Below are 13760 nucleotides of genomic sequence, written 5' to 3'. Positions count from 1 at the left end.
GATAGACCATGGAATTGACCACATGTGCCCGTCCCTATGCCAAGGCCGCATTCAAGATAGCAAAAGAGCATGATCAGCTGTGTGAATGGTCTCAGATGCTAACTTTATGTGCGAGCGTATCCAGGCGTCAGGCTGTGGGCAGGATGCTGAAAGACCCGTCCACTACCGGAGACATGAAGGCAGACGCCTTTATCAAATTGTGCGAAGGCAGCCTTTCGGTTGAAGTCGAGAACTATATTCGGATCCTTACGAATAAAAAACGGATTTTCCTGCTTCCCCAGATCGACGCGATCTTTGAGCAGATGAAAGCACAGGATCAGAGTTATCAGGATATTGTCGTCACTTCGGCTTTCCCGCTGTCCGATGAACAGCAGGACAAGATCGCAAAGAAAGTTGAAAAACGTCTTGGTCGATCAGTACGAATGCATACACAGGTAGATAACTACCTGATCGGCGGCGTCATCGTGAAAGCTGGAGACCTCGTTATCGACGGCAGTGTCCGCTCACGGTTGACCAAGCTTGCCGATGCGATGATTTCATAGTTACTTTTTTTTAAGTAAAGAGTTTGGCAGGTAAGCTATGCAACTGAATCCTTCCGAGGTCAGTGACATCATCAAGAGCCGCATAGAGCAGCTAGATGTGTCCAGTGAAGCCCGCAATGAGGGCACCATCGTCAGTGTCACTGACGGTATTGTTCGTATACACGGTCTGCAAGAGGTCATGTACGGGGAAATGATCAAGTTCCCCGGCGGTGTGTACGGTATGGCGTTGAACCTGGAGCAGGACTCCGTCGGCGCCGTTGTATTAGGTGACTATGGTCAGTTGGCTGAAGGCCAGACTGTTCAGTGCACCGGACGAATTCTTGAAGTTCCTGTTGGCAGGCAGTTACTGGGACGTGTTGTTGATGCGCTGGGTAACCCCATCGACGGCAAAGGTGCTGTTGACGCTACCGAAACGTCTCCTATCGAAAAAGTAGCGCCAGGCGTTATCGCTCGTCAGTCTGTGGACGAGCCGATTCAGACAGGTTACAAGTCCGTTGACGCCATGGTTCCTGTTGGTCGTGGTCAGCGTGAGCTGATCATCGGTGACCGTCAGACGGGTAAGACCGCTCTGGCCATCGATGCGATCATCAACCAGAAAGGTACCGGTATAAAGTGTGTCTACGTAGCGATTGGCCAGAAGCAGTCTTCTATCGCCAACGTGGTACGCAAACTGGAAGAGCACGGTGCAATGGAACATACCATTGTAGTGGCTGCGGGTGCTTCCGATCCGGCATCCATGCAGTTTCTGGCTCCTTTTGCCGGTTGCTCAATGGGTGAATATTTCCGCGATCTGGGTGAAGATGCCCTGATTGTTTATGATGATCTGACCAAACAGGCTTGGGCCTATCGTCAAATCTCCCTGTTGCTGCGTCGTCCACCGGGTCGTGAAGCTTACCCGGGTGACGTATTTTATCTGCACTCCCGTCTGCTGGAGCGTGCTTCCCGTGTAAACGCAGAGCACGTTGAAAAGCTGACCGATGGTAAAGTGAAGGGCCAGACCGGTTCCCTGACGGCTCTGCCTATCATTGAGACTCAGGCAGGTGACGTATCGGCATTCGTACCGACCAACGTAATCTCTATCACCGACGGTCAGATCTTCCTGGAAACCGATCTGTTCAATGCGGGCATCCGTCCTGCGATGAATGCCGGTATTTCTGTATCCCGTGTGGGCGGTGCTGCTCAGACCAAGATCATCAAGAAACTGGGCGGTGGTATCCGTCTGGCTCTGGCTCAGTATCGAGAACTGCAGGCATTTGCTCAGTTTGCTTCTGACCTCGATGAAGCGACCCGTAAGCAGCTTGAGCACGGTCAGCGTGTTACTGAACTGATGAAGCAGAAACAGTATGCGCCAATGTCTGTTGCTGACATGGGTGTTGTCATCTATGCCGCTGAAAAAGGCTACCTGGAAGGCGTTGAGTTAAATAAGATCCTGGACTTTGAAGCTGCCCTGCTGAGCTTTGTAAACTCTGAATTCGGTGAGCTGATGGCTCGCATCAATGAATCTGGGGATTACAACGGTGAAATTGAAGAGGGTATCAAAGCGGCTATTGAGAAGTTCAAGGCCACCCAGTCCTGGTAACAGGCTCATGGCTGACGGCTGCCTTGGTAGCCGTTAAAGGTAGCTGAGGAAACACAATGGCAGGCGCAAAAGAGATCCGGACGCAGATATCGTCCATAAAAGGTACGCAGAAGATCACCAGCGCTATGGAAATGGTGGCGGCGAGTAAGATGCGGAAAGCTCAGGAGCGGAGAGAAACCAGCCGCCCTTATGCTGAACGTATCCGTCATGTCGTCGGGCATGTTGCTCATGCCAATGCCGAGTACAAGCACACCTTCATGACAGAACGTGAGGTGAAGCGTGTTGGTTTTATCATCATTTCCACAGATCGGGGCCTCTGTGGAGGTCTGAACATCAACCTGTTCAAGAAAACCATTGAGAGTATGTCTCAGTGGAAAGATCAGGGTGCTGAAATAGATCTTTGCCTGGTCGGCAGCAAGGCAGTTGGATTTTTCCGTAGTTACGGCGGTAACGTCGTGGCAGCCACAACACACATTGGTGACTCACCCAACATTGCTGATCTGATCGGTGGTGTAAAGGTGATGCTGGACAAGTACGAAAACGGCGAAATCGACCGCTTGTATGTTGTTCACAACCGCTTCGTCAACACCATGACCCAGTCTCCCGAGGTACTGCAGTTATTGCCTCTGGTTCCAGATGAAGATGAGTCGCTGAAAAGACCCTGGGATTATCTTTATGAACCTGATGCCAAACAGTTGCTGGATGGACTGTTGGTCAGGTATATCGAATCCCAGGTATTCCAGGCAGTAGTTGAAAATAACGCCTGTGAGCAGGCCGCTCGAATGATTGCAATGAAGAACGCAACCGATAACGCCGGCAATCTGATCGATGAGCTTCAGTTGGTATACAACAAGGCTCGTCAGGCTGCAATCACACAGGAACTGTCCGAAATCGTCAGTGGCGCTGCAGCGGTTTAAATAGGGCGGCTGTATAAAAGATTAAAGGGTAGAGGAAAGGCTATGAGTAGTGGTCGTATCTTACAAATCATCGGCGCCGTCGTTGACGTCGAATTCCCCAGGGAAAGTGTTCCCAAAGTCTACGATGCTCTGAACGTCGAAGACAAAGATCTGGTACTGGAAGTTCAGCAACAGCTGGGTGACGGTATTGTTCGTACTATCGCCATGGGTTCCACCGAAGGTGTATCCCGTGGTCTGACAGTGACTAGCACTGGTGAGCCGATTCAGGTGCCTGTAGGTACCAAGACTCTGGGTCGTATCATGGACGTTCTGGGTAACCCTATTGATGAAAAGGGACCTATTGGCGAAGAAGAGCGTGCGTCCATCCACCGCAAACCACCCAGCTACGCTGAGCAGTCCGCTTCTAACGAATTGCTGGAAACCGGCATCAAAGTTATCGATCTGGTCTGCCCTTTTGCGAAAGGTGGTAAGGTCGGTCTGTTCGGTGGTGCCGGTGTTGGTAAAACCGTAAACATGATGGAGTTGATCCGTAACATTGCGATCGAGCACTCCGGTTTCTCTGTTTTCGCGGGTGTCGGTGAACGGACTCGTGAGGGCAACGACTTCTATCATGAGATGACCGATTCCAACGTAATCGACAAGGTATCTCTGGTTTACGGTCAGATGAATGAGCCACCGGGAAACCGTCTGCGTGTTGCCCTGACCGGCCTGACTATGGCTGAAAAATTCCGTGACGAAGGTCGTGACGTACTGCTGTTCATCGACAACATCTATCGTTACACCCTGGCGGGTACTGAAGTTTCTGCTCTGCTGGGTCGTATGCCCTCTGCGGTAGGTTACCAGCCAACTCTGGCGGAAGAGATGGGTGTCCTGCAGGAGCGTATTACTTCTACCAAGACCGGTTCCATCACCTCTATCCAGGCCGTATACGTACCAGCGGATGACTTGACTGACCCGTCTCCGGCGACCACCTTCTCGCACCTTGATGCGACAGTCGTTTTGAGTCGTGACATCGCCTCCAAGGGTATCTACCCTGCGATCGACCCTCTGGACTCTACTTCCCGTCAGCTGGATCCTCTGGTCATCGGTCAGGATCACTACGACGTAGCTCGTGGTGTACAGACTGTATTGCAGCGTTATAAAGAGCTGAAAGATATCATTGCGATTCTGGGTATGGATGAACTGTCTGAAACCGACAAACAGACCGTAACCCGTGCTCGTAAGATTGAGCGTTTCCTGTCTCAGCCGTTCTTTGTCGCGGAAGTTTTCACCGGCGCGCCTGGTAAGTACGTTTCCCTAAAAGACACCATCAGTGCCTTCAAGGGGATTCTGGCTGGTGAATACGATCACCTGCCTGAACAGGCATTCTATATGGTCGGTGGAATCGACGAAGCGATCGAGAAAGCCAAGTCCATGTAATGTCCGGGGCGCTCTGTTTTTCATGAGCGTCACCCCGCACCGGAAATGGCTCCTGCATTTCCGGTTTAACGTTCATTCGTGAACATAAGAGGAGGTGACACAAATGGCGATCACGGTTCACTGTGACATCGTTAGCGCCGAGGAGGAGATCTTCTCCGGACTGGTAGAGATGGTTATTGCTACCGGTTCTCTGGGTGATTTGGGTATTGCCCCCGGACACGCGCCTCTGCTGACTGATCTGAACCCGGGACCAATCCGCCTGATCACTCAGGGTGGTGAAGAAGAAGTGTTCTACATCTCAGGTGGATTTCTGGAAGTGCAGCCTAATCAGGTTAAGGTTCTGGCTGACACGGCCCTGCGTGCAGACGATATGGATGAGCTTGCTGCTGAAGAAGCCAAGAAACTGGCTGAACAGGAGCTGACTAATCAGAGCGGAGAGTTTGATTACTCCCGTGCGGCAACCCAGTTGGCTGAAGCTGCTGCCCAGCTCCGTACTCTGCAGGCCATTCGCAAGAAGCTTGGTAAATAAGCAACTTGCGTCTTATAAAAAAAACCCGGTTGATTCCGGGTTTTTTTTGCCTGAAAAAATGAAGTATTTTGTCTTTCTTATTGTGCCATTAAAAATCGGAGCCCGTTGCTCCCTAAGTTATTTTCCAGAGATGGAACATCAGTCAATTCGTCAGCATTAATGTTGTTGGGTTGCCAGGAGAACGGATCTTCGTGATAGGCATAAGTCCAGTGGTTTGTATTGATGAATACTAACATCAACGCATTATCAATATATTGAGGTGTATCGGCAGGGTTAATCTCTTCCGGCTGGCCCTGGTTCCATACGGTCACCTGCAAATCAGGGCTATGGTTGAATTGCGGGTGTATTACAACAACTCTTCTGCCGAATGCCAGAGAAGCGAAGGCAGCCATGGATATATCCACCCAGCCCTCTGGCCCGTCCGATGATATTTGGGCTAAAAGCTCTGGGGCTAAAGACATAATGCTTTCGGGAACATAGCCCTGATAGCTTGAGGGGGAGGCAAGATAGTTTTGTAACTCACGCCTGACGCTTTCTTCATCGTAATCGGGTAATTGCTGTGCCAGTGCATGGGTAAAACAGTGTCCATCGCCGGGAGTATCGCCCAATGTCAGCTGTTTTTGTTCGAGAAATTCATTGAGTTGCCGGGTATATTCAGACCCATCTGTGGTCTTCGTGTTGAGTGTTTGATGAATAGCTGATAGCCGGTTCGCAATATCTTCACGGGCCAGGTGGTTAAATATGAATTTTCTTTGATAACCGTCTATGTAATGCATATGGGGATGAACCGTTGCGTTGCCAATGCCAATCGCATGAAAGATTGATACCCAGAGTGCGGTGTGCAGGGGAGAGTAGCTATAAGCAGCAATGAAGTTTACGACATCAATCTCACTGTAACCGGGGCGCAGAAAACCAATGCTGAACATCACTTGCAGCATTTTCGAAATGCTCAGGTCGTCCGTGCCAAGGCTGGCAACCCCTTCATTAAGCAACTCAGGTGCTGTTATTGGAGAGTTAACAACAACCTCCTTGATTCCTTCTGGAAGTCTTTCTTTACCCGCGCTGATCATAAAGAATCCCCGGGGTTTTTCGCTGTCATTCCTGCTGCGATGATCGGCGTTGAGACCTGTGAAATCAGGTGTCGATGTAAAAGGGAAGACTTGGTTTTCTGTGCTACGCCCTTGCTGTTGGGCTTGCCCGTTTTTATATTTGTTCGCAGAGTTTTTCAGAGCCGAATAGCTGACTGCACTCAGCATAACAAAATCCTGGGGGTTAAAAGCCAGCTGTGTCTCATTGTGATCCGGTAAAAGTCGGACTAAAGCATAAATACTTGATATGTGCCGGTTGACAAATAGTCTCAGGGCTTTCTCCTGTTCCCGTACAAATTTCCGTTGCCGTTCCAACTCCAGGTCCGGGTCCTGCATCCACCTCTTTGTCCGTCTCCGTTGCAGAAGGATAAGTGGGTCCATGTAAGTTGATTTTATGATTTCAAACACTGCTACCTTTAGTTGAATGACCGAGCTGGATAATTTATGCATTTCCCAGGCAGCCAATTCGGTCTCGGCATTGGCTGGCTTCTGTTTAATAATGTCTAACAGGTCAGCTGTTGTCATATTGTCGAAATGAGTGGTACTGAGTTCTTGTGATAAACGTTCAAAAAGATCAGCCAGGGTGAAATCCTCACCCAGGCCAAGCGCATCGACGAGCCTCCCAACGAAACCTTCTTCCTGATGTGTCAACGCTATCAATTTTTTTTCTGATTCCTGATCGCTACTTTCTGCCTGATCTGACTGCATTGGACCACAAACGGGTGATACCGAATAGGCCAGGAGAAAGTCGCTTGGCGGTTTCGGTACAGAGTCCTCATTGTTAAGGAGCATAAGCCTTATTTGTATAGCCATTGAATAAAGCTCTGACGTATTGTCACGTCTTGAAAAAAAACCGGGCAGCGGATGAATAATGTCTGAATTAAGAAGCTGTATCAGTTTTTCGGGGTATTCAGTGAAGTACTGAAAAAGTAGCCCGGTTATATCTGTTTTATCTTCAACGTCTCTACGATCAACGTAATGCCAGAAAGAAGGAGTGGCGTTGGGATCTTCAGGTTCATATTCAAGCAGGTCGTGAAGGCTTAACACGTTAGAGGCCTGAGTTGCAAAGCGTACGGTCGACTTTTCCAGTTCAAGGTAGTTATACGTTTTTTTATTGTAATCACACCTTGTCAGATCCTCCCTTACGTGAGTGTAAAAATTAAAATTGTCTCTGCATCTCGACCACAGGGCAAAAATATAGGTTGCAGGCAATACGTTTCTAGCTGAATCAGCATCATGGCCGCTTTTAATCTGCAGATAGATATCCAGCAGTTTTTTTCTTACCAGCTGGTAAGAGTGCTTCTGTTCCTCATTTCCTGCCTGAACCGGAGAGGCTGTATACAAAAGAGCGAGTACAAGTGCTTTAAATTGACTTTTTTTTTGATGCAACACTTATTAGTAGAGCTTTTGTTAACGCTGCCCATCAGTTTTTTAATAACCATAGTACCTTAATAGCCTGTTTATGATTTTACTTCAGGTTGCCAATTATAGTTGAACTTTATAAGAATTAATTTTTATTGAATCAGCTTAAAATCTCGTAATTTGAGAACGGGGATGTAAGCTCGGCTTGCAAAGTAAACGCCCTGTGCTAACTTTTCCCCGTCAGGCGTTTTTAGTGATTACTCTACCTGACAGGAAAAGAAAAATACCTTCCGTTTTCTGTTCGTGTTTTTCAAAAATCCGAGGGTTGGGGCAGATTGCCGAACAAGGCGTATCCCGATATTGGGTAAGTGATACATGCGGTCGTGTATGACGGCCTGGTTGTAGGAATTCTCGTTGTTTAGGTCAGGGAGGATCTCAACGTCAAGGAGCTTAAAGTATGAAACGAGTTTTACGGGCTTTACCCGTATCGTTGTTGTCCATTCTCATCACTTACGATGGTATAGTTTTTGCGGTTGAGCAAGGCATCGGATTGCGTACGTACGCGTATTCAGAACAATCAAGAAATAAAAAGCTTTATGAGGCGCTGGCGGCTTCGGGTGTGTTATTTTTTGCAGCAGGTTACATGATCGGGGTTGCTTCCTCGATACAAGTTTTAGGCCACGCGAAAGCAGAGACAAAAAATCCCGATCATTTCCCATTACGTCAGAGTAATGTCAGCGGTAATTTAAGCGAACTGTTGCAAGCCACGTCGGCTCCCCGGGAGTATCAGAAAACAATTATCGATCAATACAATCTAGTTCCATTTAGTATTAGCGAGGATAACTATGTTGATCCAGAGAAAAAGCTGAAGTATCTGTGGGCAGGAGCGACTTTCCTTGATACCAATTCCCTGCACCTTGTTGATAATGCCGACCTCCAACCAGCACTATTTCCATTGAACACAGCCTATGATCCGGCTTATCCCTATGGATCTGCAACCCAATTTTGTATTTCTCCATTGCCGGCACCTTTCACCAAAAAGTTCCGCTGCAATGATCAGCAACTGACCGGGTTCTGTCGAGTCAAGTTTATGTTGAATGGCAAAACCAGTACCTTGGTTGGTATGCTGGCCAATACACCCGATAACGTCAGCGGATGCCTTTTGTCGAGTCGAAAACAAGATTATTTCCTGGAATCTTTGGGGGATGAAACTTTGCTACCCAGAGACATTTTGGTCACTGACAAAAAGTATTATCAGATCAATGTTACTTATGACAAAGTCTCCTACCGATTTCAGGAATCGCCCGGGCAACCAGTAACCTTTGCATCAGAAGTGATGCTGTCTGGAAGCCTGCGTCATGAAAGCTTGTGTAAAAACGACGCCAGCCCCGGAACCGAATGGTACAACGATGGGGCTCATAGCGGTGGGTATGGATGCGCAGGCCTGACAGCCGAAGCAAACCCGGCGGGCGATATATCTCACTTTGTTCCTGTTCGGCAGAAGGCCCATAAAAGCAGACAATCTTCCGTGATATGGCAGAAAGTGCCATCACAAGAGAATAAAGGGGCAATTAAAACTGAAGTTCAGGAATACTTTTGCTCCCCCAGAAAACCGTATAAAGAATTTATTCTGGGCTCACTGGCCGGGGAGGGATCCAATAAATACTGCAGATACATTGGTACTTCAGGAAAAAGTGGCTACGTCGCCACGAATGATGATGGCAGCATCGCTTCTGATTACCTGACTCCTATGGTTGAAGGTAATATTCGCTGGCAGGCTTTTGAGAATGATCTGCCTGATAAGGCTATTATTGCCGGTTATAGCGTTGCAAGTTCAGGCAAAGAAATCAGCAAGGTGCCGGAATATTTTTGCCGTTTTGTGAATAACGGTTTTAAAACCTTCGGAAAGTATTTTAAGAAGGATAAAGTCTGTAAAGCTTCATTTGCAACACCAAGTGGAGACTCCCACGCTTTAGTTGATTCAAAGACCTTTGAAATTCTGGTCAGGGAATAATGAGCTCAATTAAAAGGAGGTTGCAGATGAAATGTTAACCTCCCTTTTGATAGTGGGGTTATGGAACGTAGCAGCGATAAACTAGCCTACAACAAATGGCGGGCTACAAGGAATGAAGAGATTAGTTAAACATCTCCATCTACCAAGATCGGTTGATTCCGGTTGATTATCAAATTGCTAAACATTCAATGCCCACGCAATGTAAAATACTTCATAATAATTAGTTTTTATAAATCATTTAAATATTATTGGCCGTCTAAATAAATACTATACTCCTGGCCTTCTTGAGTGTTACGGAGTCTTTATTAATGGATTCTGAACTTAACGCGGTTATTTTACAGGAGTATAAGTATGAGACGAGTTTTAGGGATTTTTCCTGCGGTGCTGTTATCCATTGTTGTCACTCACAACGGAATAACTTTTGCCGGGGAGAATAGTTACGGACAATTTGCACAATCGTATTCAAGACAATTAGAATGTAGTGATTATGTAGCGTTCGCAAGTGCACTGAGTCTGGTCACGATGTGGGCAGTTTGTATAAGCAAGTATATATCAGACGTTAATGCTGAAGGCGACACAGAAGCTGAGAGAGAAAACTCTACGGATTTATCATCAAGTCAAAGTAATATCAGCAGCAATTTTAATACGCGGATGAAGAGAATACCGATTCCCGGGTACGATCAGAAAGCAATGATTGATCATTACAATCTGGCTCCTTTTAATCTCAGTGAGGATAACTATTCCGGCGCTAACAAAAAGCTGAAATATCTTTGGGCAAGGGCGACGTTTCTTAATACTCATCCCCCGCACCTTAATAATGAAGGTGGCCTCCAACCAGCACTATTTCCATTAAACACGGCGTACGATCCGTCTTATTCATACGGGAATGCACCCCAGTTTTGTATTTCTTCATTGCCAGCACCATTAACCAACAAAAAGTTCCGCTGCAATGACGAGCAACTCACCGGATTCTGTCGAGTCAAGCTCATGCTTAATGACAAGACCAGTACTCTGGTTGGTATGCTGGCCAACACTGCTGATAATGTCAGTGGTTGCCTATTATCAAGTCGAAAAAATGATGATTTTCTAGCTTCCCTGGAGGATGAAACCCTGGTACCCAAAGAAATTCTGATCACCGACAGAAGGTATTATCAGATCAATGTTATTTATAAAAATATCTCCTACCAGTTCCAGGAGCTACCCGGGTATCCGGTGCCCTTTGCATCAACAGTAATGTTATCTGGAAGTCTGCGTCACGAATCCTTGTGTAAAAACGATGCTAGTCCCGGAACCCAATGGTTCAACGACGGGGCTAGAAGTGAATATGAATGCTCAGGCCTGACAGCCGAAGCGAGTTCAACAGGTGAAATATCGTATTTTGTTCCTATACGACAGAAGTCACTTGCAAACAGACAGTCTCTCGTAACATGGCAGGAAATACCATCACAAGAGAATAAAGGGGCAATCAAAACTGAAGTTGAGACAAACTTTTGCTCCCCCAGAAAACCGTATAAAGAATTTATCCTGGGCTCATTGGCCGGGCTGGGATCGGATAAGTATTGCAGATACATTGGTACTTCAGGAAAAACTGGCTACGTCGCTACCAACCAGGATGGCAGCATCGCTTCTGATTACTTGACTCCTACCTTTGAAGGTAATATTCGCTGGGAAGCCTTTGACAATGATCTGCCTGATAAGGCTATTATTGCCGGTTATAGCTTTGCAAGTTCTGGCAAAGAAATCAGCAAGGTGCCGCAATATTTTTGCCGTTTTGTAAATAACGGTTTCAGAGTCTTCGGTCAGTTTTTTAATAAGGACAAAGCTTGTAAAACATCATTTGTAACACCGAATGGAGACTCCAACGCTTTAATCAATTCAAAGACCTTTGAAATTCTGGTCAGAGACTGAAGGGTTTAATTAAAAGGGGGCTGCAGTCGAAATGGTAGCCTCCCTTGTGATAATGGGGTCTTGCAAAATACCACATGCCACTTATTAAACTACCCCTCTAAAAATGGCGGGTTACAAGGTCCGAATTGATTAATTAAATATCTCTAATTATCAAGATTGACTGAAACGATTAATTATCACATTGCTAAACATATGAGCGCCCATGCAATGCATTAGTCTTCATAAGAATCAGCTTTTATAAATCGTTTATATACTATTGGCCGTTGAAATAAACACTATACTCTCGACTTTCTCTAGTGTTGTGGGTCGTTTACTTCTGGGCTCTTAACACTGATACCATCGCGATTACAGCCGAGGAGCTTAGGCATGAAACGAGTTTTACGGGATTTATCCGTGCTGGTGTTATCTGTTGCTATCACTAACAATGCTATCGCTATTGTTGGAGAGCAAGGCCACGAGTTACTTACGTACACTTATTCACAACAATTAAAAGATAAACGTCTTTATTGGGTGCTGGCTGCTTTGGGAGGCGCGATGTTCTTTTTTGGATCGGGTTTCGCGGTCGGGCATTTTTCTACGCTATTCAGTTTAGCTCTCGAGAAAGCGGATAAAAAAAAATCTGATGCTTATCCGTTGGCGCAGAACGATGTCAGTCGTAATGTCAGAAGCAATTTCAGCGAGTTGATACATACCACACCTGCTACTAACGATTACCAGAAAACAATTACCAGTCGATACAATCTGATGCCTTTTAATCTCAGTGATGATGACTACGCAGATGCCGGGAAAAAGCTGAAGTACCTCTGGGCAAGGGCGACTTTCATTGATGACCACCCCTTGCATCTCGATGAAGGTGACCTCCAACCAGCACTATTCCCATTAAACACCGCATACTATCCGTCCAATCCCTACGGGTCTGCAACCCAACTTTGTATTTCCTCACTGCCAGCACCTTTAACCAAAAAGTTCCGCTGCAATGACCAGCAACTGACCGGGTTCTGTCGAGTCAAATTCAAGCTTGATGGTAAGACCAGTACCTTGGTTGGCATGCTGGCTAACACACCCGATAATGTCAGCGGATGCCTGTTATCGAGTCGAAAAACAGATTATTTTCTGGCCTCTTTGGGGGATGAAACGCTGTTACCCAGAGATATTCTGGTCACTGACAAAAACTATTATCAGATCAATGTTATTTATGGCAAAGTCTCCTACCAATTTCAGGAATGGCAGGGGTTTCAGGTACCCTTTGCATCAACAGTGCTGCTGTCTGGAAGTCTGCGTCATGAAACCTTGTGTAAAGACGATGCCAGCCCCGGAACCGAATGGTACAACGATGATGCTCAAAGTGGTGAGTATGGCTGCGCAGGCCTGACAGCTGAGGCCAATCCAACAGGCAATACATCCTATTTTGCTCCTTTTCGACAGAAAGCCATTTCTCGCAAGCAGTCTTCTGTGACATGGCAAAGAGTGCCGACAAAAAAAGCTAAAGGAGAAACCAACATTGAAGTTGAGGAGTACTTTTGTTCCCCCAAAAAGCCTTATAAAGAATTTATATTGGGGTCACTGGCTGGGCTGGGAGCAGATAAGTATTGTAGTTACATTGGTACTAGCGGCAAAAGCGGTTTCGTCGCAACCAACCAGGATGGCAGTATCGCTTCTGATTACCTGACCCCTTCGGTTGATGGTGACATCGGTTGGCAGGATTTTGAGGATGATCTGCCTGAGAAGGCTATTATCGCGGGTTACAGCTTTTCAGACCTTGGTCAAAAAATAACTAAAGTACCGGTCTATTTTTGCCGGTTTGTGAATAACGGTTATAAAACCTTCGGCAAATATTTTGAGGAGGGTAAAGTCTGTAAAGCATCATTTGCAACGCCTGGCGGATACTCTCACGCTTTAGTCGATTCAAAGACCTTTGAAATTCTAGTCAGGAAATGAGTAGCCCTGTCAAAATCAAAAAAAGTGGGCTGACGAAATGGCAACATATTTCTGAAAGCCTTGGGCAACAAGAGTTGAACGTAACTTTTGCACAAAAATAGGTGTAATCCGATCTTTCAAGAGGAGTGGTTTGAAGAGTAATCTACGCTCATCGATCGGGGCTGATGATGTACCGGCTCGGTAGCCAGATAGTCATTTCAAGAGCTGTGTATTGAAGTTGTTGATGGTTGTTCTGGTGGGTGCAGTTATGCACAAATCGCTGAACGATGTTTCTAGCTTTGTAAGTGGAATGTTTGGCGATGTTTTCAAGTTATTTGTTTCCTTTTTTTGAAATGATCGCTTGACAACGACCGGCGCCAAGGTAAGATGAGCGCCTCGCTGAACGGCACTGACTGCTGCTTCAGCCGGTTAAAACCTTCTCGTTTTAATCCAGTTCTTTAACAAATTATCAGACAATTCGTGTG

General features: G+C 46.5%; 9 protein-coding genes. 8 read left to right on the top strand and 1 reads right to left on the bottom strand.

The window, feature by feature from the left end:
- The first annotated feature begins 8 nt into the window (after nucleotides 1-8).
- From KBW69_RS19075 to KBW69_RS19055, 5 genes are all read left to right on the top strand, one after another.
- On the top strand, nucleotides 9-542 hold the full coding sequence (locus KBW69_RS19075; protein ID WP_257253755.1) for a F0F1 ATP synthase subunit delta: 534 nt from the start codon (nucleotides 9-11) through the stop codon (nucleotides 540-542).
- Nucleotides 543-579: 37 nt separating this feature from the next.
- A complete protein-coding gene (gene atpA, locus KBW69_RS19070; RefSeq protein ID WP_257281897.1) occupies nucleotides 580-2121 on the top strand; it encodes a F0F1 ATP synthase subunit alpha in 1542 nt (513 codons plus the stop codon).
- Nucleotides 2122-2177: 56 nt separating this feature from the next.
- Complete coding sequence (gene atpG / locus KBW69_RS19065) at nucleotides 2178-3038, top strand: F0F1 ATP synthase subunit gamma (protein ID WP_257281896.1); 861 nt, start codon at nucleotides 2178-2180, stop codon at nucleotides 3036-3038.
- Between the two features lie 42 nt (nucleotides 3039-3080).
- Nucleotides 3081-4457 (top strand): F0F1 ATP synthase subunit beta, encoded by a 1377-nt coding sequence (gene atpD / locus KBW69_RS19060; protein WP_257254739.1) that lies wholly within the window; start codon nucleotides 3081-3083, stop codon nucleotides 4455-4457.
- Between the two features lie 103 nt (nucleotides 4458-4560).
- On the top strand, nucleotides 4561-4986 hold the full coding sequence (locus tag KBW69_RS19055) for a F0F1 ATP synthase subunit epsilon (RefSeq protein ID WP_062260759.1): 426 nt from the start codon (nucleotides 4561-4563) through the stop codon (nucleotides 4984-4986).
- A 77-nt stretch (nucleotides 4987-5063) separates the two neighbouring features.
- Here KBW69_RS19055 and KBW69_RS19050 read toward each other — a convergent pair whose 3' ends face one another.
- A complete protein-coding gene (locus KBW69_RS19050; RefSeq protein ID WP_257281895.1) occupies nucleotides 5064-7466 on the bottom strand; it encodes a hypothetical protein in 2403 nt (800 codons plus the stop codon).
- A gap of 427 nt (nucleotides 7467-7893) precedes the next feature.
- Here KBW69_RS19050 and KBW69_RS19045 point away from each other — a divergent pair, with 427 nt between their 5' ends.
- From KBW69_RS19045 to KBW69_RS19035, 3 genes are all read left to right on the top strand, one after another.
- Complete coding sequence (locus KBW69_RS19045) at nucleotides 7894-9450, top strand: hypothetical protein (RefSeq protein ID WP_257254737.1); 1557 nt, start codon at nucleotides 7894-7896, stop codon at nucleotides 9448-9450.
- 351 nt (nucleotides 9451-9801) lie between these two features.
- Entirely contained in the window at nucleotides 9802-11358 is a 1557-nt protein-coding gene (locus KBW69_RS19040; RefSeq protein WP_257281894.1) for a hypothetical protein, read from the top strand.
- Nucleotides 11359-11724: 366 nt separating this feature from the next.
- Complete coding sequence (locus tag KBW69_RS19035) at nucleotides 11725-13296, top strand: hypothetical protein (protein WP_257281893.1); 1572 nt, start codon at nucleotides 11725-11727, stop codon at nucleotides 13294-13296.
- Nucleotides 13297-13760: the final 464 nt, after the last annotated feature.

The organism is Endozoicomonas sp. ISHI1 (genome assembly GCF_024606225.1).
Classification (GTDB): Bacteria; Pseudomonadota; Gammaproteobacteria; order Pseudomonadales; family Endozoicomonadaceae; genus Endozoicomonas_A.
The sequence above is the reverse complement of the archived record's forward strand: the minus strand, read 5'-3'. Positions and strand labels throughout refer to the sequence as shown.